The following is a 20487-nucleotide window of genomic DNA, read 5'->3' as shown; positions in this document are numbered from 1 at the left end:
AGACTCCACAGTGAATTGTTATCAACTACGACAGATGGACAGATAGGTAGTGTCCGACACATAAATTACCTGAAGTCAGCCGGCGAATGACGTTCTTTCACCCCATCCTTACGGTTAACCAGAATGCCGCGTTTGATCGCCGGACGCGTGGCAATTAATCTAGCCCAGCGCTGTACATGCTGATACTCATCCACGGACAAAAAGGTGCCAGCATCATCATAAATCTGGTGCAGCGCCAGTCGACCATACCAGGGCCAGATCGCCATATCGGCAATCGTATAGCTATCACCGGCCATATAATGATGGGTTGCCAGATGCCGGTCAAGAACATCGAGCTGACGTTTTACCTCCATGGCAAAGCGATCTATAGCATATTCGATCTTAAGTGGTGCATAGGCATAAAAATGACCGAAGCCGCCTCCCAACAGCGGCCCGGCACCCATCTGCCACATCAGCCAGTTGAGGGTTTCACTCCGTTCAGGCGCACCCTGAGGCAAAAACGCGCCAAATTTTTCCGCCAGGTAAAGCAGAATTGAACCACTTTCAAAAACCCGTACGGGTTCAATCTGTCCGCCGGAATCAAGCTGGGGTTGCCGGTCAACCAGTGCCGGAATTTTGGAGTTGGGATTAACCTCCACAAAACCACTACCGAACTGATCACCCCTGCCGATATCGATGAACCAGGCGTCGTATTCTGCCCCGGCAAATCCCGCCTCAAGCAACTCCTCAAACATGATACTGACCTTCATGCCATTGGGAGTTCCAAGGGAATAAAGCTGATGGGGATGCTGGCCAACCGGAAGTTCACTGTCGTGCCGAGCTCCGGCAGTCGGACGATTGATGTCGGCAAAAACCCCACCCGATTCACGTTCTGGCCTCCAGATCTTCGAGGGCGCATAGCCGGCAGGCTGATTTTTTTCCGGGGGGAATTTGTTGTTGTCGGTCATAAACACAGGCTCCTGCAGAGATCATTGGAAGAGTTGTCTGGGTGATTTGAGTCTACCATCTCTACGCAGGTGCGTTCAAACAGCAGGGTAAGGTTATGAAAGTCGGGGGCGATACAGCAACTAACGGGGATCTTAAAGTACTTGCCACTGCAGGGTTTCACCGGCGTAGAACGGCACCATGGGTTGCCCGGCGACATTGACCGTAGCCGGGACCTGCCACGGTTTGCGGACAAGGGTGACAGTGTCAGTGTTACGCGGCAGACCGTAAAAGTCCGGCCCGTTGAAACTGGCAAACGCTTCGAATCTGTCCAGAACACCCAACTGTTCGAAGATCTCAGCATAAAGCTCCAGGGCCGCCGGGGCGCTGTAACAACCGGCACAGCCGCAAGCGTTTTCTTTGTCCTGCTGCAAGTGTGGAGCTGAATCAGTGCCCAGGAAAAACTTCGGAGAACCGCCGGCGATTGCGGCTTGCAACGCCTGCTGATGAGTATTACGCTTCAACACCGGCAGACAGTAGTTGTGGGGTTTGATGCCGCCGACCAGCAAGTGATTGCGGTTGTACATCAGGTGCTGGGGGGTCATGGTGGCGGCGACATTTGGACCGCTGGCCAGTACAAACTCTGCGGCATCGCTGGTAGTGATATGCTCAAACACCACCTTGAGCTGCGGATATTTCGCGACAATCGGTACCAGTTGCTGATCAATAAAAGCTTTTTCGCGGTCATAAACATCAATGTCCTCGGCGGTGACTTCGCCGTGTACCAGTAGCAACAGACCGGTTTCAGCCATCGTCGCAAAGGTCGCATCCAGGGCTGTCAGGTTGGTCACACCGTGGGACGAATTGGTAGTGGCGTTGGCCGGATAGAGCTTACACGCTTTCACCAGTCCCTGCCTTGCCGCGTCACGGATCATCTCCGGCGTCGTGTGGTCGGTGAGGTACAACGTCATCAGGGGTTCAAAGGAACTGGCTGCCGGGGCTGCCGCCTTGATCCGCTGATAATAGTCTTTGGCCGCCGCCGGGGTGATCACCGGTGGTTGCAGATTCGGCATGGCGATGGCACGTGCGAAGACACGGGCAGTGGCAGGCACAACGGCAGCCAGCATAGCGTTATCACGAAAATGAATATGCCAGTCGTCAGGCTTTGTAATCGTCAGTGTTTTTGGCACACCGCACTCCTTGATCGTTAATTTTCGATCACCCTGTCTTGCCCTTATCAAAAAAAACGATATTCTTTCAGCTCAGGATCAAAATTGCCATGATCAGGACAACTGTCCCATGGATGTTCACCTGCTGGTGCTACCTATGATAACAGACATATTAGACTGAAAAGATCACAAAAAATCTGCTTTTTAAAGCCTTTTCTTGCCTCCGGCACAGCCGGCTGGCAAAAAACGACCACCCCTGTTGTCTTGGACAAATCGATAAGTTACTATTTGAGAAAAGATTGCCAATTTAAAGGAGCTTAAAATGACGCATGAATTGAATAGTTTCTGCAAACATACTGAAGACCATCATATTCATCTCTGCAGCTTGACGGTTGAGGGGCGCAAGCAGATGGTGGCCTGTCTTTCTGAACCGGCTAGTTATAAATGTGGTCAGTGTGGGCAAAAAGCTCGTCTCGCAGAAAACTGCTGTGATCCGATTCAACTGCCCGAAATGGGTCAATTGGGAGATGGTGCCGATAACTTTAACCTTGAGAAATATCCACGCTGACAGGTTAAAAACCGGAAGGTCGCGCCTCAATCAGGAAGGAACTCTTTTATGGCTCAAGTGGTTGTCATTGGTGGCGGCTATGCCGGTCTGGCCACTCTCATCAGTCTGGCGAAAAAAATGCCGGCACTGCAACTGCACCTGATCGATGCTAACCTGGAATATTGTAAGATCACCAATTTACACAAGACCTTTGCCAGGCAGGTTGCGGATTTCAAACTTCCGTATGCCCAACTGGCAAAGCGTTTCGGGTTCGCTTTCCATCAGCAACGACTCCAAATTGACAAAAACAGCTTAAACCACTGGCAACAGCAGAAAAAAGTTCCCCTGGATGAAGGTGAGCTCGATTTTGACTGGCTGATTGTCAGCACCGGTGCCGCTGCGCTGGTTTCACCCCGAGGACGCCTGGTCTACGGCCTGGAACACCTGATGGCGGGTCGTGGTCCGGCCCTGCTGGAAGAATGGCGGACCCGTGCTGAATCACAACGACTGACTATTTCATTTGTCGGTGGCGGCGCAACCGGGCTGCAGATATTATTCGAATTAAAAGCACTGCTTCGTCAACAAAGAATAGATGCCGGGTTGCGGCTCATCGACATGAACAATCGCACCCTGCCGATGATGCCCGAAGGGGCTCATCGCTATGTTGTTCGTAAATTACGTCGGGATAAAATCGACTATCTGCCGGAAACGGAATATCTGGAACAAACCGACACCAGCATTGTGCTTAAAGAATGCGATAGTGGAAGGGAATATCAACTGGACTCGGGGGCGACATTATTGTTTGCCGGGGTTACGCGAGCGCCACTGAGCTTGCCGACCAATACTTTCGGACAGATCGAGATCGAAGGAGATCTGCTGCCGGATATCTTCAGTGCCGGTGACTGTTCCGATTACGCCGGCAACGGCCTGAATCAGCTCACCGCCCAGGCGGCGATACGTAAAGGCAAACTGGTTGCGCACAATATCACTAATCTGCACGCCGGTCGCAGGCTGCGCCCATACCACTATCAGGAAAAAGGCTACCTGATGAGCCTCGGCCCGATCGACGCCATCGGCTGGGTCGGCCTGCGCGGCAACCTCGCCAGGGGATTTCCTGCCAATGTCCTGAAAGAAGCGATGGAAAGCCAGTTTGACCTGTTTTTAGATGGGGTTGATACCTACATCGGCTGTCCGTAACCTCAAGCCAGGGACCGTTAAAGTCGCATTGATAACAGTCATCCTTGAGGTTCTCAGGCCCGTCAACATGCTGAAAAGACTCAGGTAGCTATTTCTCGAACGCCATGTGGAGTTCAAAGGATTGCTCAGCCTGCCCGCCTTGGCCATCTTCCACAATCATTCTGATCGGGAAAACACCTTCCGGCATGGTGTCAAAGGGCCACAGGATCTGCCCGCTGGTCGCGTTGATAGTCATCTGTTCGGGTGCATCTTCGAGGCGGAATGTCACGGCGTCACCATCAGGATCAACGACTACAACCTGGTAACGAAATCCGGATTCAGTCAGGTCTTCAGGAGGCTCCGAGAGGATTTCCGGCGGCGCGTTGGTTGCCTCAATAGGTCGTGAAATAATCGGTGTCAGCCGCTCACCAACATAGGTAACAGGAATTACTTCGACAACAATTTGGTCACCGCGCCTGAACAGATGACCGGGCAAGTGGGTTGTTTTCTCGAAAAACTGTTCATTATCATTAATGTACCAGCGATATTCTAGCGACACATCCGGCCTGTTCTCAGCGGTTACTACCTCCACAGTTACACCGGTTGTCGAATTGAATGGAAACGGGTCGAAGCGCAAAGACTCAACAGCCGCCAAGGTTTGGAGTGACATTACAAACAACATAACGCCCACCAGCAAAAAAAATTTTACACCGGTTGGTTTCATTTGCATATCCTGTCGGTGGTTTTGGAGCGGATTGTCGGACATTCTAACTGAATGCTATAATAACTGGAATATTAATTTTCATCATCGATAATAAGCGTGCGGAACCAGCGCCACCGGCGCCAGACTACTAGAATGTATTGTTGGCAGACAGCTACACATCAAGGTTTTTTCGGCTGAGACTGTTTGCTTTTCGACGGAGCATCGGCAAACTTGCTGGTACTGAATACCCGCCCGTTAGGCAGCAGGACCCATTCACCGTCATAAGGGTCCACAGGAAGCTCTTGGAGGAAGCCAAATTCGACCAGTTCACCAAACTCTGGTACGCGACCTTCCCGCTCTTTAAAAAGCTCGAGAGCGTCTTCGATAATAACGGCCCGCTGTAACGCCAGATGTCGTTTTCTCAGACGTTGTTGCAGCATCGGATCAGACGCCTCTTCAAGCATCTGCTCAAGAAACAACAACGCTGTTCGGGATTTACCGCCGTAATACGCCAGCCGTGCCCCCAGGGTTTTAAGGTAGGCCGGGCTGCCTGGCATTTCTGCTGCGGCCATGATGTGTTCAGACGCAGTAGCATAATCCTGAAGAAAATAAAAATAATTAAAGCCAATAAAAAACTGCAGACGCCAGTCCCAAGTACGGTATTCAATCCCTTTTTTCAATAAACGATTTGCTTCTTCCAGCATGCTGGCGTCCCAGGCTAATAATCCTTCGGCCAGAACATAAGGGTCCGAGAAATAGGGATCAAGATCGGTTACCACTTCCAGACTTCTGATGACATATTGCCAGTCTTCATCTGACATGGGCTGAGCGGCGCTACTGCGGCCGCCAACAAAAGTGGTTGTTTTCAAAAACAAATAATCGGACAGGACACCTTGGTGGCCGAAGGACAGAATCCGGCTGAACTTTGAGGGTATAATATAATCGGCGGGGACTTCTGAACGTACCCGTTCCCGTTGGCTCCACATGCCCGGCACGACCAGACTGTAAAGAACAACAGCTACAAGAAGTCCGGGAACTGGCCAATACTGCCGCATCAGTTAAACTCGCGCCGCGAAAAAAACATGGATGCCAGCAACAGTAGAATGGTGCTGTAGAGCACTCCATAACCAAGAGCACCAAATAATCGTGCTGAATCAAGGGCCAGGCCATGAGCGGCCGCCAGAGAAAAATCGAAAGCAGCAAAATTTGGCAAAATCCAGGTGATCACTTCAATAAAATTCTTCAGGGATTCCGAGATCAACTGCTCCTGCGCGGCCATCTCGGTTTTGAGATAAAACACCACCTCTTCAATAGTCACACCGGCAAGATACGTCCCCAAAGAAAAGATCAGGGTAATCAGTGAACTGGTGGTCAGGGCGCTGAAAAAAATAACGACGGCACCCAGCACCCAGAACTTAACCAGCACAAAGACGATCGCCACAAAAAAGACCCACCATGAAAAACCACCAAAATAAGCAGGGTACATTGACTTAAGCAATAACACTGTCACGCACGAAAACCCTGCCAGCAGCAACAACGAGGCCGTGACAAACAGCTGAATCCCAAGATATTTCCCCCAGATATACTGCGCCCGACTTACCGGCTTTGAGAGCACCAGATGTATGGTTTTACGGTCGATATCCTTGGCCATCAGGTTGACACCGACAAAAAACACCAACAGCAATCCGGAGACGGTCAGTGCTGATAGATTCATATCCACCGTAACCTTGCCGATATCTCGCATGAAAAATCCGGCAACGGTCATATTCAACCCGAACAGAAACAGTGCCACCAGGGCGATGCCGAATAGAGCTCGATTGCGTATCCCCTCTTTAAAGGTTATCAGTGACAGCGCCAGGACGGATCTCATGCCGACTCCTCGATGATTTGCATAAACAACTCTTCCAGCGACACCCATTCAGAACGGCAACCACTCACAACAAGTTGCTGCTGTTCAAGATAGCTATTAATGTCATGGTATCTCTGCTCCGGGACTGCCAGCAGCCAGCCATCAGCGTCTGAACGGATTTTTCCACCGCGTAGCTCGAGTTCCTGTTGCTGTCCAGTGGTTATCCCCTGCAGAAGCAAAAACACATTCATCCCCTCATGCTGAACAAAGTCCTGACGCTCAAACAACCGCAGCAACCGACCTCGATGAATTAAGCCGATACGGTCACACAAGCGTTCAACATCGTTAAGAATATGGGAACAGAAAAAAATAGTCTTGCCCTCAGCTTTGAGTTCCATCACCAGATCAAACACCATCTTGCGACCGATGGGATCAAGACCAGACATCGGCTCGTCGAGAATCACCACTGAAGGGTCGTGCAGCAACGCGAAACAGATCCCGGCCCGTTGCAGCATCCCTTTGGAAAATGTCCGCAAAGGACGCTTCTGGGCCTCGATCAGATTCAGTTTGGTCAGCAGCAGTTCACTGCGCTGCGCCGCAGCATCCGGTTCCAGACCCGAGGTGCTACCACAGAAGATCAGCAGCTCGCGCAGATTCAGATGATCATACAGATAGGGATTTTCCGGCAGGTAACCGGTATGACGCTGCATCTCAGCCGCCGAAAGTGGCTGGCCGCGAAAGTGGATGGTGCCGCCCCCAGGGCGAATCAAGCCCAGCAGCATGCGGATGGTGGTGCTTTTACCCGCGCCGTTTGGACCGATAAGGCCGAACACCTCCCCCTGGCGCACCTCGAACGACAAATCGCGGACCGCTTCGACTTTTTTTTTAAACAGACCGGGATTGTAGGTTTTAGAGATATTTTTCAGTTGAATTTCGCTCATTTGATAATTTTTTCCTATAGATCCTATAGATCATACACCAAACCAATATCCATATAAGATATCAACAACATAACTCAAACCATCACATGCTACAGCTCCTTGAAGACTTTATGCTCGCTGAACGTACCATAGCAATGGAGAGCGGTACACCAAGTTGGTTATTTTGGAACGTACGTTTTTCCTTTTTCAATGCGCTCATCAAAACTAAAAAATCCCTTTAAATCATCAGTTGTTCCTCCGGGAGGGATCGGCAGAAACTCTTCGAGGGGTCGTCCTGTTTTTTCAGAGGCATCTAGCATATTCAAATAATGTTGGAATGACCAATATTTTTGTTCCATAGGTCGCAAAAATATGGCCCTGTTGACGGCAACCTTAGCTTCCTCTCTACTATCAAGTAAAAGCGAAAGAAGTCCTAAATTAAACCATTGCCAATGCGCCCCGTGCATATCTGCCAACCTCTGAACATACGGTTGAATTTCTTTACCAAACTCAACATCCCTATCCTTAGTCGCGATACGGACGTAGCTTGGAGTTGCTTCCATAAGCAAAGAATATTCCAGATATTTGTTTTTTATAAGCCTCTCGAACTCTGGTAAGCTCTTTTGTAGATTTTCCTTTGAATAATTATGAAATAATTTACCCATTTGCACTTCGCTGTAACCAGTCCAGAGAATACCTAGTAGACAAACTAATACAAAAGAACGAATGGAAACCACTCCCCATCTTGAAAGATCGCCCTTCCTTCCAGGAAGAAAAGCCAGTAAAGAACCTATCAACAGAAAAAATAATATTAACAATGAGGGGTGGCGGAGAGGCCATGAAAACATCGACTGTATAACAAAGGGAACAAGTAACAAATACGCAAAAAACCGGCGTAAAGGAACTCCCTTTTTATTACGTATTATACTCCAAAAAAAGAACAGATAAATCAATAAAGGGCCATATATAAAAACCCCAGCCAGGCCTGTTTCACAGAGCAGTTGCAAAAATTCATTATGAGCCCACTTTGTATAGCCCATGGCTTCATATTCAACAAAGCCTAATACATCATGAGCTGCATTCGTATACTTAGGAAGATAAAATTTAAAGTTATCAAGACCAACTCCCAACCAGGGATGATCTAAAAACATCAAAAAAGCAGCTACCCAGAAAACAAAACGTGCATCCGCAGACATTCCAACATCAGTAAAGCTGCGTCCAGGCAAAACGGCAACGTACATGTCTACAAAAAGATAAAGGAGATAAGCAGCCAGAAGTGATGACAGTATTTTAATTACTCTAGGTCTATATAGCGATTTTTTTGATAAAAACCCCTTATTATAAAAGTAGTTAAGAGCGAATATAAGAGATAAGAGCAAAGCTATTATACCCGCTCGCGAGCCGGTAAGAAAAAAAGTAAAGCATGTCATTATCATCGGCAGATAATAAGCTTGTTTTAAAACATTACTGTGAACTTTAAAAACTCTTTCGCCGTGCAAATGCATATATAGAAAAACAATAATTCCAATAATGAGCAAGAGGGCAAACAAGTTCGGTTGACCGTATATACCTGATACACGAGATCCATTGTTGGGGGGGAGAAGGTAAGGAATCAATGGGACATGTGTTTTCCCAATGGCAATATATGAAAAATATTGATAAAGCCCCAAAGCTGAAACCAATTGAATAAAAACAAGGAAAGTCGAATAAAAAGTAAGAGTCAATCCTCTTGGAAAGACATTTGGAACAACATACAGCCCAAATATCAGCAAAAGCATCAGAATCCCGACTGACACCAAAGATGTGGGTAGATGATACGCATTTACGGTGGAAAGCATGAGCAGGAAGAATGAAAAAACTACTGGAGCTAGTGGCAATTTGCTCTTCATACCACTAAAATCAATGAACAAAATAAAGATCGAAAGCGATAAAGCTATAAGGAAAAATTTTGCAGAAGAATTAAAATTTAGGAAAAGTGGAAAAAAGAAAAACTGAGAAAAAAGAACCAGTATGTAAATGTAATACCTTTTCAATAACACAAAGCCAGCCTCCCCCTCCCCTTCTAGCAAAGGGGAAGGGGAGGAAAGCACGTTTCATACAACTAATCAGCGAGTCCAGCCTGAGGTAGACCACCAGGTTTCTGAGGCGGTATCAGCCACACTAGTTGGCCAGGTCAAACCAGTCAAATCGCCAATGACTTTTGGCCCGGTTGCCTCTTGAAAGAATATAGAAGTGGAATTTTGTGAGGTGCCGTAAAACCTTGTGCCCCCTTGATGAACAGTGCCGATGACATACCACTGAGGAGTCCCAGTGCTATCATCACCGTAATACATAAAAACACCCGGCGAAGAAGCGATATTCAGATCAGGATCAGAAGTAGTTAATTCAAGCCTTGCACCGGGGTCAGCATTGTTGGTTGTACCCGCGAAAGAGATTGTCGGAACCAACATCACGATTGCCAATAAAATTAACAGTTTTTTCATATCGATCTCCTCGATTATGCTTGGGGATATTCAAAATTATCGGTAAAATAGCCTTCGAGCTCAGTTTTCATCGTCTTCAAATCACTCTGAGATGCGGCATTGTAGGCCTTCTGCCGATAGCTCGCAAACTGCGGAATAGCAATCGCCGCCAGGATGCCGATGATCGCAACAACGATCAGCAGCTCGATCAGGGTAAAACCCTTTTGATTCTTTGTCTTCTTCAACATCATTTCATTCTCCTTTTTTAGAATGTTGATTATTTGCCGGCAATGTTGCCGGCGCGTCTTGTTGTTGATTGCGCTTTGGGTAACAGCAAGGTAAGTGCCAACAATAATCTGCAGGCTTAAAACAAAGAAACAATATGGGTTTAAAAAGTGGACTTTACTTATTAGGGGGTTCTACCTTTCTGGATTTATTCAATTTATTTTAAGAAACTAAAAGTGAAAAAAACCTGGGTTTTACGATTACTATGATAAATAAAACCCAGATACTCCTGAAAGCGCCCCCTCCAACAGTCAAATATGTGTGAAATTTCATGATTAGCGGTCAATTCTTGTCAGCGGCGGGTGACAAAAATTGGCAGTAGCGCGAGACCCTGATTCCATCATTCCGGCTAACGGATTTAAACAACAAATGCAATCCGATAATAACGCTGGATACGGTGCTGAAGGGGTGGAGAAGTAAGGGTTTTGTCTGCCCACGAAACATGCTATAAAACCACCCAATTTTCACATGAAGGACTTCAGTACCAATGGACACTCCCACCCTGATCGGTATTGCTATCGCCCTGGCCATGGACGCTTTTGCTGTGGCCCTGGTGGCGGGACTGACCCTGACAACGGTAACCTACCGCCACCTGTTCCGTTTTGGTTTTCACTTTGGTCTGTTTCAGGGATTGATGCCGGTGCTGGGATGGATGGCGGGCGTGGGATTGCGCCACTATATGGAAGCTTTCAGCCACTGGCTGGCTTTTGTGCTACTATTCCTTGTCGGCATCAAGATGCTGCACGATGCCCTGACGGACGGTGATGAAGATGCTGAACCTAAAGATCCGACCCGTGGCATCTCGCTGGTGATGCTGTCGATTGCTACCAGCATCGATGCCCTGGCGGTCGGCTTCAGCCTGGCACTGCTCGGGGTGTCGATCTGGATGCCGGCCCTGGTCATCGGCGCGACCGCTTCCATTTTCACGTTGGGCGGCATGCTCCTTGGTCAACGGATTGGGACCCTGTGGAGCAGCAAGATCGAATGTGCCGGCGGGCTGTTGTTGATTGTCATCGGCGTCAAAATATTACTGGAAAACACCTTGTTTAAGTGAGCCCCCCCATGCAACAAACATCAGCGACATCATGCCGCCTGCCGGCGGAATGGGAACTGCAGGACGCGGTGCTGCTGGCCTGGCCGCATCAGAACAGCGACTGGGTCGATATCCTTGATGAGGTGTCGCCTGTCTACCTCGAGCTGGTGCGGCAGATCAGTCGTTTTGAGCGGGTGATCATTATTACTCCGGAGCCGGACGTTATGCGCGCACAACTGAGCTGTGCCGATATTATCAGTGACCGAATTCATTTAGTGGATATTGATACCAACGACACCTGGATTCGCGACTTCGGACCGATCACTGTTTTCTCCAATGGTCAGCCCCACCTGCTCGATTTTGGCTTTAACGGCTGGGGGTTGAAGTTCGCTGCCGACATGGACAATCTGGTAACGCGCCAACTTGCCTGCTCTGCGCTTTTTTCCGGCATACCGGCACAAACCGTTGGACTGATCCTCGAGGGGGGCAGTATTGAGTCAGACGGCAACGGCACGCTGCTGACGACCTCGAATTGCCTGCTCAATCCGAACCGCAATCCGCACCTGACCAGAGCGCAACTGGAGACAGAACTGCGGTCCCGGTTTGGCAGTCAGCATGTTCTCTGGCTTGATTACGGCCGGCTTGCCGGCGATGATACCGATGCCCACATCGATACTCTTGCCCGTCTCTGCCCTGACGATACGATCCTTTATGTCAGTTGCGACGATCCGCAGGATGAGCACCATGCCGAGTTCCAGCGCATGGAACAGCAACTGCGCACCTTCACCACAACCACCGGGACCCCTTTCAACTTGGTACCCCTGCCCTGGCCACTGGCCCAATATGAAGGTGAACGACGTCTGCCGGCGACCTACGCCAATTTTCTGATCATCAATGGAGCGGTGCTGGTGCCCTGCTACCAGGATGCCGCTGACAAAAAAGCCCTTGAAACGATAGGTGCATGCTTTCCTGATCGGGAGATCATCGGGATCGACTGCCGCCCACTGATCAAACAGCATGGCTCACTGCACTGCGTTACCATGCAGTTGCCGGCCGGAGTATTATCATGAAGACTTTAAAAGTGGGACTGGTTCAGCACCCCTGTACGGCAGATCGCGACGAGAATGTTGCCCGCAGCATAAAAGGCATCCGCGAGGCTGCCGCACAAGGGGCCACTCTGGTGGTGTTGCAGGAGCTGCATACCGGCCTTTACTTCTGCCAGACCGAAAATACCGCCCATTTTGATTTGGGAGAAACGATCCCCGGACCCAGCACCGAAACCTTCGGTCAACTGGCGCGGGAACTGGGTATTGTTGTGGTCCTCTCCCTGTTTGAAAAACGCGCAGCGGGGCTCTACCACAATACCGCGGTGGTACTGGAAAAGGACGGAAGCATTGCCGGTTGCTATCGTAAAATGCACATCCCTGACGATCCCGGCTATTATGAAAAATTCTATTTCACCCCCGGCGATTCCGGTTTTGCCCCGATAGCAACTTCCGTTGGCACCCTCGGGGTGCTGGTCTGCTGGGATCAGTGGTACCCTGAAGCAGCACGGCTGATGGCTCTGGGCGGGGCGGATCTGTTAATTTATCCCACCGCCATCGGTTTCGACCCCGATGATACGGCGCAGGAGCAACAACGCCAGCGCGACGCCTGGATCACCATCCAGCGCAGCCATGCGATTGCCAATGGCCTGCCGGTGGTGGCGGTTAATCGCAGCGGTTTTGAGGCTGACACATCCAGTGCTACCGCCGGCGCGCAGTTCTGGGGAAGCAGTTTCGTTGCCGGCTGCCAGGGAGAAATCCTTGCCCAGGCGTCAGCCGAGAAAGACGAAGTCCTGTGCGTTTCACTGGCTCTGCAGCGCACCGAAGAGGTACGGCGCATCTGGCCTTTTCTGCGTGACCGACGCATCGATGCTTACGCTGATCTGACCAAAAGATTCATCCGTTAGTTGGATATGGGGAAGCTATCATACTGATAATACTCCGTCCTTGCGCAGGGTCGGGGGTCCTATGACAAGGGTGTCTGTCGCCATGGACGGCGACAGTCAAGCGGCCATGGATGGCGTAAAGCGTCCTTTGGCATAGGATCCCCGATCCGGTGCTGACAGGATACAAACTACAAACACTAATACCCTTGGAGCATGTCATGAACTTTGTCTGCATTTCTCCCCACTTCCCCCCGAACTTTGTCAGCTTCTGGACCCGAATGGCAGCATCCGGCATTCGTGTTCTGGGTATTGCCGAGGAACCCTACCACTTGCTCCCGCGCGAACTGCAGCAGGCGATGACCGAATATTATCGGGTCGAAAACCTGAATGATTATGGTGAAGTAATCCGTGCCTGTGGCTATTTTACCCACCGTTACGGCAAGATCGACCGGATTGAATCCCACAACGAACACTGGCTGGAGCTCGAAGCAGCCTTGCGTAGCGACTTCAATGTCTCCGGCATCAAACATGATGAGATCATGGACATGAAGCTGAAATCGCGCATGAAAAAAGCTTTTAAAAAAGCCCGGGTAGAGGTGGTCGAAGGGACCATTGTCAATGACCTGACAGAGGGTCTCGCTTTTATCGCCAGACACGGTTATCCGGTGATCGTCAAACCGGATAACGGTGTTGGTGCTGCCGACACCTGGCGACTTAATAGTGATGAAGAGCTTAAGCAGTTTTTTGTCCGTAAACCCCCGGTTGATTATTTTATGGAACCCTTTGTCGTGGGAGGGATTGAAACCTTTGATGGACTGGTCGATGCAGCCGGACAAGTGGTTTTTTCTTCGTCACTGGTCTATGGAAGCGGCGTGATGGAAAGTGTCAACAACGAAGTTGACCTCCACTACCATATCCCCCGCGTCCTGCCTGAAGACCTGGTGAAGGCCGGGCTGGCAACGGTTAAGGCCTTCGGGATTCGTGAACGTTTTTTTCACATTGAGTATTTCCGCACCCCGCAAAACCAGCTGATCGGCCTGGAAATCAATATCCGGCCCCCCGGCGGGCTGACCGTTGATATGTTCAACTATGCCAACGACATCGATATTTACAGCGAGTACTGCAACATCGTTCTGGGCCGCCCTTTCAGTTCCGCCATTTCACGTAAATACGTCTGTCATTACGCCGGCCGTAAATACGGCAAGCCTTACACCTATAGTGTTGATGAGATTCTCTCTCGCCATGGCACAGCGATAGCTCACCACCAGCCGATCGATTCCATCTTCAGTGCCGCCATCGGCAATTACGGCTTCATCCTGCGTACGGCGACCATAGAAGAAGGACAGACAGTTGTCGCCGATATTCACCGCTTCAACAATCCGTGAACAGTAATCTGCTGACCCTCGAGGCCTTCCACTCACGCGCTCTACAATGCACCAGGAGAATTCGCATCCTGCTGCCCCGCGACTATCAGGCAACGTCAACACGGCGTTATCCGGTCCTCTATGCCCACGATGGCCAGAATCTCTTTGCCGATAGCGAATCCTTTTCGGGGCAGGCCTGGCACCTTGATCGTATCATTTCTGATCTGATCGACCGGGGGCAGATTGAGCCGCTGATTCTGGTGGCCATCGATCACGCCGGCAGCGGACGTCTGGCTGAATTTGCCCATCAGGACCGCAGCCACGACGGTCAGACAATTACCGCGCGAGGCCACCTTTACGAAGAGTTTCTTGCGGTCGAACTCAAACCCCATATCGACCACCTCTTTCGCACCCACCCCGAGCCTCATGCAAACGCCCTGATGGGCTCCTCCATGGGTGGGCTGGTCAGTCTCAACATCGGATTACGCCGCAGCCACCAGTTTCGCGCCATCGCTGCCCTCTCACCCTCATGCTGGTGGAACCCGGACAGACTAAAAGCTGATCTGCGACATGATCAAAACGCATTGTCCCGGTTAAAAATCTGGTTCGATATCGGAGGACGCGAAGGACGCTATGGCGATGACGTTGAGGGGATTGCCGCAGATATTGCGCAGCTCAGTGAAAATGACGAGGAGATGTTTCGCTACTACCTTGACCCTGGTGCCGACCACTCGGAGACTGCCTGGCGCAACCGGGTGCATTTGCCGTTGAAATTTTTATTTGGGGATAAACGGTAGGGGCACGGCGCGCCGTGCCCCTACTTGTTGCTTGCGGCTAGAGACCTGCTCTGGATTTTAATGACTCAACCCGATCCGTCCGCTCCCAGGTAAAATCCGGCAACTCGCGGCCGAAGTGACCATATGCCGCCGTCTGCCGATAGATGGGGCGCAGCAGATCGAGTTGTTTAATAATCGCTGCCGGACGCATATCGAACTCGGCCTGGACAATTTCAGCAATATGGTTGGAGGGAATCTTGCCGGTGCCGAAGGTATTGATCATGACCGAAACCGGATCAGCCACCCCGATAGCGTAGGCTATCTGTACTTCACATTTGCGCGCCAGACCCGCAGCAACCAGATTTTTTGCTACGTAACGTGCCATGTAAGAGGCACTGCGATCGACCTTGCTCGGATCTTTACCGCTGAAGGCGCCACCGCCATGGGAACCGTGACCACCATAGGTATCAACAATGATTTTGCGCCCGGTCAGGCCGCAATCGCCCATGGGACCGCCAATCACAAAACGGCCAGTGGGGTTGATCAGGTAGCGGGTTTTACTGTCAAGCAGCTCTGCGGGCAGGTTGGGTTTTACAACCTCTTCCAAAATCGCTTCCTTCAGGTGATCATAGGTCACATCAGGCATATGTTGTGAGGAGAGCACCACCGTGTCGATGCGTGTTGGTCGATCATCAACATACTGGATCGACACCTGCGATTTGCTGTCGGGGCGTAAAAATGGTAACTGACCGCTTTTGCGCGCATCGGCCAGCTTGCGGGTAAGACGGTGGGCAAACATGATCGGCATCGGCATCAGCTCGGGGGTTTCATCACAGGCAAAACCGAACATCAGCCCCTGGTCACCGGCGCCCTGGTCCTTGAACAAACCCTCCCCTTCGCTTACCCCCTGGGAGATATCCGGCGACTGCTGGTCGATGGAGGTCAAGACCGCACAGGTTTCATAGTCAAACCCCATGGCGGAATCACAGTAACCGATTTCCTTGATGGTTTGACGCACGATGGTCGGCAGGTCAGCATAAGCGGTCGTAGTGATCTCACCGGCAATCATCGCCATCCCGGTGGTCACCAGGGTTTCGCAGGCAACCCGAGCCTTAGGATCCTGAGCGAGGATCGCATCGAGAACAGCATCGGAAATCTGATCAGCAACCTTGTCCGGGTGCCCCTCACTCACAGATTCTGAAGTAAACAGAAAATCGGTCATGGCCATCGGTTTTATTCCTCCTGAAATAATTAACTTTTTTGAATTCAACAAGATAGGCTGGTAGGATGTACACGTCAACTGTAATTATTGCATTTTTCTCGATATCACAGCAATGGACGGGCAAACAAATCAGGCAATAGAGATCGCATCTGTTGATCAATTGTAGCCGACACCTCTTTACTGGTCGGCAACCTCAGTAATTTGTCCACCAACTCCTCCCCCTGTTTTTTTGACACATGACGCAGCACGCGCTTGACGCGTGGAACACAGGAAGGATTCATCGACAGTCCATCGAGGCCGAGGCCGATCAACACCAGGGTGTACAAAGGCTCACCGGCCATCTCGCCGCAAATACATACGCTGATGCCGGCAGCATGGGCAGCATCACAGGTCATTTTCAGCGCGCGCAAAATAGTCGGATGAAAGGGGTCATAAAGATAGGCGACATGTTGATTGCCACGATCAACGGCAAGAAAGTATTGAATGAGGTCATTGGTGCCGATGGAGAAAAAATCGACTTCCTGCGCCAGAAAAGGGGCAATCATGACCGCTGATGGGGTTTCGATCATGATGCCGACCGGAATATCAGGATTACAAGCAATTCCCTCGTTTACCAATTCCGTTGTTACCTCACGCAGAATCCGTTTACAGGCGCGGATTTCAGCAACGCCACTGATCATCGGAAACATGATTCTCACCGGGCCCTGGCCGGACGCCCGCAGAATCGCCCGCAACTGAACCCGGAAAAGGGTCTCCTCCTGCAAAGAAAAACGGACAGCTCGCAATCCCATGGCAGGATTTGCCTCATCATCCAGATTTAATCCGGCAACAAACTTGTCACCCCCGATATCGAGAGTACGAATGGTAATCGGTTGACCATCCATCTTTTCCAGGGCACTGCAATAGGCATCAAGTTGCTCCTCTTCTGTGGGCGGCTGCTGACGCCCCAGGTAAAGAAACTCAGTGCGATACAGTCCAATGCCTTCAACCCCGTGTTTGTGAGCCAGCTTGAACTCGCTCTCCATTTCCAGATTACCACACAATGAAATTCGGACTCCGTCGGTGGTTACTGATTCTAGGTTACGATAATCTTCGAGTTCCTGTGCAAGGTGTTCAAAATGTTTCTTGCGGTCCTGATATTCATTGATCGTCGCGGAAGAGGGGTTAAGGACTACAATGCCGCTCTCGCCATCGACTATAATGGTCTGGCGGTCTTTGACCTGGGAGGTAATGGTCTCCAGACCAACCACGGCCGGGATATCGAGGGAGCGGGCGAGAATCGCGGTATGGGAGGTACGTCCGCCTTTGTCAGTGAGAAAGCCGAGCACCCGCGAACGATCGACCTGCATGGTCTCTGCCGGCGACAGTTCGTGAGCAACAATAATTGATTCCTTTTCCAACCGACTGGTCAGTTGCTCGGCGGCGCCACACAGAATGCGCAACAAGCGCTCACCAACGGCATCAACATCACTGCGCCGTTCACGTAAATATTCATCTTCAATATTATCAAAAAGACTCCGCAGATTTTTCAATACCTGACGCAGGGCGCTTTCCGCATTGTGCTGAGCACGAATGGCGGCCTCGGTCGCGCCAACCAGCATCTCGTCCTCAAGAATCAGCATATGGGTATCAAGAATATACAGATGCTCGCGCAGATGAACCTGTCCTGACACCCGCTCCTTGATGCGCTGAAGTTGAGCCTTAGCCAGTGCTACGGCCTCCTGAAAGCGCTCAATTTCACCAGGTATCCCATCCGGTTCGATATAAAACTCGTAAACCGGATAACGATGATCCAGCAGGTTCACCTGGCCGATGGCGATGCCGGGGGATACACCAATCCCAACCAGATAGATATCTTCTGTTGACCTATTCTTCTCCAAAACCATCCTCAATCAGTTCGGCAAGTTGCTGCATCGCCAGTTCTTCGTCTGGTCCATCAATCATCAGCAGGATGTCGCTCCCCTTTGGTGCTGCCAGAAGCAGAATCCCCATAATACTTTTGCCGTTGACCTCCATATCCTCTTTTTTAATGGTTATCTCAGAGGAGAAGCGGCTGGCCGTCTTAACCAGAAGTGCGGCGGCCCGGGCGTGCAGGCCGAGGCGGTTAACAATCGTGAAGTTGCGTGTCTGCATAATCAGAGCATCCCTACCATTTCAAAAAGGTGACCACATCGACCCAAAAGATTCCAGCGACAATGATGCCGGCACAGGTGATGAAAATAAGCAGCAGGGTCGACATCCCGCGTCGCGCCCCCAAACCCAGCAGAATCATCGGTACCAGGGTCAACAGCCCCAGCCAGCTTGGCAGCTGATGGTCAACCAGGTGTGAAAAAACCAGAAAGGCACAAAGACCGCCAAGAATGACCACAGCAGCCTCTTTGGTGCGTATCGCCCAGTCCGGGAGATTATGTTGCTGGATAAAATCTACCGACCCAATGCCATGGCGATAGCCGTATTCGAAAAAAACAATCCGGAACCAGAAAGGCAGAAGATTGAACAAAACCAAAAATATCAGTGGTGCCCAGATAATCCCCTTGACGGCAAAAAACAGAGCAACCCCCGCTGCCAGTGGTCTCAATCCTCCCCAGAACAGGGCGTCTCCGATGGCCGCATAAGGTGCAGCGACAATCTCTTTGAAATCATCAATATCGATACTGCGGTCTTCACCGTAAAGGGCCCGTTCTTCTTCCAGTTTCAGGACCGCACCTGCGACCAGTGGCGCCAGATATGGATGGGTATTGAAATAGCCGGCGTGGCGGATTGATACTTCACGCATTTTTTCTTCGGGATAGATTTTTTGTAGTCCGGGCATAATGGCAAACAGAAAACCAAGCCCCTGCATCCGCTGATAATTCCAGCTCGCTTGTAAAAACAGCAGACGACACCAGACATGAAAACGTGTTAGCCAACCAATTTTCATGGGTGCACCAGCCACATCAGTAAAAAAGCCATCCCAAAGGAGGCACAAAACAGGGTGATAGAGCGGCTGACATTAATGGTACCAAGAATGACCGCCACCCCGATTAACGGCAGTGCCAGTTGCAGCAACCCGGCAGAATACGACATGGAAATCTGCAGCCAGGGCCAGATCGGCGGAATCAGCAGCAGGCCACAGATGACAATAGTGAAATAGGTCAACAATGATGAGGCGGCAAAGCTCAGCAGACCGCGCAGATGCAGCAACTGCACCTGACCAAAAAGCCCGCCTTGCAGAGCCTGATCGGTTCGGACAAGCAGAATGCTGTTGAAATTGCGCGCGCGGTGTTCGAAGTACTGCCCGATTTTGCCGACCGGCAGAGCGATCAACAGGCACAGGAGCATCAACTCGACAGTCACGGCATCCAGTTGTCGCCCCAGGGCAATGCTTAAGACCGTAGCGGCAACCGCCACCTGGGTATCATCGGGAGGCACTGAAGCGCCAACCGGCAAGCGCGCCAGCCACAGCAATTCAACCATCACCCCGATCTGCAGGCCGATCAGCGGTTCTCCCAACAGCAGACCCGCCAGAGGGGCTGCAACAATCGGCCGCGATATAAGAATCTGCAAAATCGCCACCCGATCGAGACCACAGACCAGCGCGACCAGCCCACCGATTAACAGCTCAATCACCATCAGTCAGCCTCCCGCGGGCCGGGAATCAACTGACGCCAGGGGCGTTCAGTATCGGCAGGAACACAACGAGCGGTGATGGTGACCCCTGCCTCTTCCAGCGATTTCAGATCATCGAGGTCTTCCAGAGCAAGAAAAACCGTACAACTAAAGCGCGCTTTGCCGGCATCAGCGTGAAGATTGCCGAGGTTTAGCTGCTGGTAGTTCAAGCCCAGGCGGTAGGCCCGCAATGCATCAGCCGGGGTACCAAACAGCAGCAGCACGCGGTAGTCTTCAAGGGCGTTGGCCAATAACAGCTCAACGGCGTCGGCGACCGGGGCTATTTCAACCCGCATGCGACTGGGGACCGAGGCCTTCATCATCAATTTTTTCAGGGAATTGGCAGCAAGAACATCATTGGCGACAACAATACAATTAGCCAGCACATGGGGAACCCAGGCTTCCAGAACCTGCCCGTGAATAAGGCGATTATCAATGCGGGTCAATACCAGAGTCATATTTTATCCACCCGTTAACCC

General features: G+C 50.9%; 22 protein-coding genes and 1 pseudogene. 8 read left to right on the top strand and 15 right to left on the bottom strand.

Annotated elements, in window-relative coordinates:
* Nucleotides 1-65: 65 nt before the first annotated feature.
* The gene (gene yghU / locus AC1931_RS00485; RefSeq protein ID WP_483875268.1) at nt 66-947 is read right to left on the bottom strand and encodes a glutathione-dependent disulfide-bond oxidoreductase; all 882 of its coding nucleotides are present in this window, start codon (nt 945-947) and stop codon (nt 66-68) included.
* Between the two features lie 132 nt (nt 948-1079).
* On the bottom strand, nt 1080-2114 hold the full coding sequence (gene pyrC / locus AC1931_RS00480; RefSeq protein ID WP_483875267.1) for a dihydroorotase: 1035 nt from the start codon (nt 2112-2114) through the stop codon (nt 1080-1082).
* A 301-nt stretch (nt 2115-2415) separates the two neighbouring features.
* Here pyrC and AC1931_RS00475 point away from each other — a divergent pair, with 301 nt between their 5' ends.
* Nucleotides 2416-2661: a hypothetical protein gene (locus AC1931_RS00475; protein ID WP_483875266.1), complete on the top strand. Its 246-nt coding sequence runs from the start codon at nt 2416-2418 to the stop codon at nt 2659-2661.
* A gap of 48 nt (nt 2662-2709) precedes the next feature.
* Nucleotides 2710-3837 carry an NAD(P)/FAD-dependent oxidoreductase gene (locus AC1931_RS00470; RefSeq protein WP_483875265.1) on the top strand — a complete coding sequence of 376 codons (1128 nt, stop codon included), beginning with the start codon at nt 2710-2712 and terminating at the stop codon, nt 3835-3837.
* 88 nt (nt 3838-3925) lie between these two features.
* On the opposite strand, the gene AC1931_RS00465 is transcribed toward AC1931_RS00470, so the two are convergent.
* From AC1931_RS00465 to AC1931_RS00445, 5 genes are all read right to left on the bottom strand, one after another.
* The gene (locus tag AC1931_RS00465) at nt 3926-4582 is read right to left on the bottom strand and encodes a putative Ig domain-containing protein (RefSeq protein WP_483875264.1); all 657 of its coding nucleotides are present in this window, start codon (nt 4580-4582) and stop codon (nt 3926-3928) included.
* A gap of 116 nt (nt 4583-4698) precedes the next feature.
* Nucleotides 4699-5574, bottom strand: coding sequence for a tetratricopeptide repeat protein (locus tag AC1931_RS00460; RefSeq protein ID WP_483875263.1), 876 nt, complete (start codon nt 5572-5574; stop codon nt 4699-4701).
* The gene (locus AC1931_RS00455) at nt 5574-6389 is read right to left on the bottom strand and encodes an ABC transporter permease (protein WP_483875262.1); all 816 of its coding nucleotides are present in this window, start codon (nt 6387-6389) and stop codon (nt 5574-5576) included. Before AC1931_RS00455 ends, AC1931_RS00460 begins: the two co-directional genes overlap by 1 nt.
* The gene (locus AC1931_RS00450; protein WP_483875261.1) at nt 6386-7309 is read right to left on the bottom strand and encodes an ABC transporter ATP-binding protein; all 924 of its coding nucleotides are present in this window, start codon (nt 7307-7309) and stop codon (nt 6386-6388) included. Before AC1931_RS00450 ends, AC1931_RS00455 begins: the two co-directional genes overlap by 4 nt.
* 158 nt (nt 7310-7467) lie before the next feature.
* Complete coding sequence (locus tag AC1931_RS00445; RefSeq protein WP_483875260.1) at nt 7468-9066, bottom strand: O-antigen ligase family protein; 1599 nt, start codon at nt 9064-9066, stop codon at nt 7468-7470.
* A gap of 58 nt (nt 9067-9124) precedes the next feature.
* Between AC1931_RS00445 and AC1931_RS00440 the strand changes: the two genes are divergently transcribed.
* Entirely contained in the window at nt 9125-9283 is a 159-nt protein-coding gene (locus AC1931_RS00440) for a hypothetical protein (protein ID WP_483875259.1), read from the top strand.
* Between the two features lie 110 nt (nt 9284-9393).
* Here AC1931_RS00440 and AC1931_RS00435 read toward each other — a convergent pair whose 3' ends face one another.
* Complete coding sequence (locus AC1931_RS00435; RefSeq protein WP_483875258.1) at nt 9394-9771, bottom strand: hypothetical protein; 378 nt, start codon at nt 9769-9771, stop codon at nt 9394-9396.
* Between the two features lie 121 nt (nt 9772-9892).
* A pseudogene (locus tag AC1931_RS00430) lies at nt 9893-9998 on the bottom strand (prepilin-type N-terminal cleavage/methylation domain-containing protein); the annotation flags it as partial.
* Between the two features lie 524 nt (nt 9999-10522).
* Between AC1931_RS00430 and AC1931_RS00425 the strand changes: the two are divergent.
* The 5 genes from AC1931_RS00425 to AC1931_RS00405 all read left to right on the top strand — a co-directional run bounded on the left by AC1931_RS00425 (nt 10523) and on the right by AC1931_RS00405 (nt 15159).
* On the top strand, nt 10523-11089 hold the full coding sequence (locus tag AC1931_RS00425) for a manganese efflux pump MntP (RefSeq protein ID WP_483875257.1): 567 nt from the start codon (nt 10523-10525) through the stop codon (nt 11087-11089).
* 8 nt (nt 11090-11097) lie between these two features.
* Nucleotides 11098-12138 (top strand): agmatine deiminase family protein, encoded by a 1041-nt coding sequence (locus tag AC1931_RS00420; protein WP_483875256.1) that lies wholly within the window; start codon nt 11098-11100, stop codon nt 12136-12138.
* Nucleotides 12135-13019, top strand: coding sequence for a carbon-nitrogen hydrolase (locus tag AC1931_RS00415; RefSeq protein ID WP_483875255.1), 885 nt, complete (start codon nt 12135-12137; stop codon nt 13017-13019). The genes AC1931_RS00420 and AC1931_RS00415 overlap by 4 nt, the downstream gene beginning before the upstream one ends.
* 197 nt (nt 13020-13216) lie before the next feature.
* Complete coding sequence (locus AC1931_RS00410) at nt 13217-14383, top strand: ATP-grasp domain-containing protein (RefSeq protein ID WP_483875254.1); 1167 nt, start codon at nt 13217-13219, stop codon at nt 14381-14383.
* Entirely contained in the window at nt 14380-15159 is a 780-nt protein-coding gene (locus AC1931_RS00405; RefSeq protein ID WP_483875253.1) for an alpha/beta hydrolase, read from the top strand. The genes AC1931_RS00410 and AC1931_RS00405 overlap by 4 nt, the downstream gene beginning before the upstream one ends.
* 37 nt (nt 15160-15196) lie before the next feature.
* On the opposite strand, the gene metK is transcribed toward AC1931_RS00405, so the two are convergent.
* From metK to AC1931_RS00375, 6 genes are all read right to left on the bottom strand, one after another.
* Nucleotides 15197-16366 carry a methionine adenosyltransferase gene (metK, locus tag AC1931_RS00400; RefSeq protein WP_483875252.1) on the bottom strand — a complete coding sequence of 390 codons (1170 nt, stop codon included), beginning with the start codon at nt 16364-16366 and terminating at the stop codon, nt 15197-15199.
* Between the two features lie 98 nt (nt 16367-16464).
* Nucleotides 16465-18246 (bottom strand): phosphoenolpyruvate--protein phosphotransferase, encoded by a 1782-nt coding sequence (ptsP, locus tag AC1931_RS00395; protein WP_483875251.1) that lies wholly within the window; start codon nt 18244-18246, stop codon nt 16465-16467.
* Nucleotides 18227-18493, bottom strand: coding sequence for an HPr family phosphocarrier protein (locus AC1931_RS00390; RefSeq protein WP_483875250.1), 267 nt, complete (start codon nt 18491-18493; stop codon nt 18227-18229). The genes ptsP and AC1931_RS00390 overlap by 20 nt, the downstream gene beginning before the upstream one ends.
* Nucleotides 18494-18506: 13 nt before the next feature.
* Nucleotides 18507-19280, bottom strand: coding sequence for a PTS system mannose/fructose/sorbose family transporter subunit IID (locus AC1931_RS00385; protein ID WP_483875249.1), 774 nt, complete (start codon nt 19278-19280; stop codon nt 18507-18509).
* The gene (locus AC1931_RS00380) at nt 19277-19972 is read right to left on the bottom strand and encodes a PTS sugar transporter subunit IIC (RefSeq protein WP_483875248.1); all 696 of its coding nucleotides are present in this window, start codon (nt 19970-19972) and stop codon (nt 19277-19279) included. The genes AC1931_RS00385 and AC1931_RS00380 overlap by 4 nt, the downstream gene beginning before the upstream one ends.
* The gene (locus AC1931_RS00375; protein ID WP_483875247.1) at nt 19972-20466 is read right to left on the bottom strand and encodes a PTS sugar transporter subunit IIB; all 495 of its coding nucleotides are present in this window, start codon (nt 20464-20466) and stop codon (nt 19972-19974) included. Before AC1931_RS00375 ends, AC1931_RS00380 begins: the two co-directional genes overlap by 1 nt.
* Between the last annotated feature and the right edge of the window lie 21 nt (nt 20467-20487).

Source organism: Pelovirga sp. C15f (assembly GCF_057178085.1).
The sequence above is the reverse complement of the archived record's forward strand: the minus strand, read 5'-3'. Positions and strand labels throughout refer to the sequence as shown.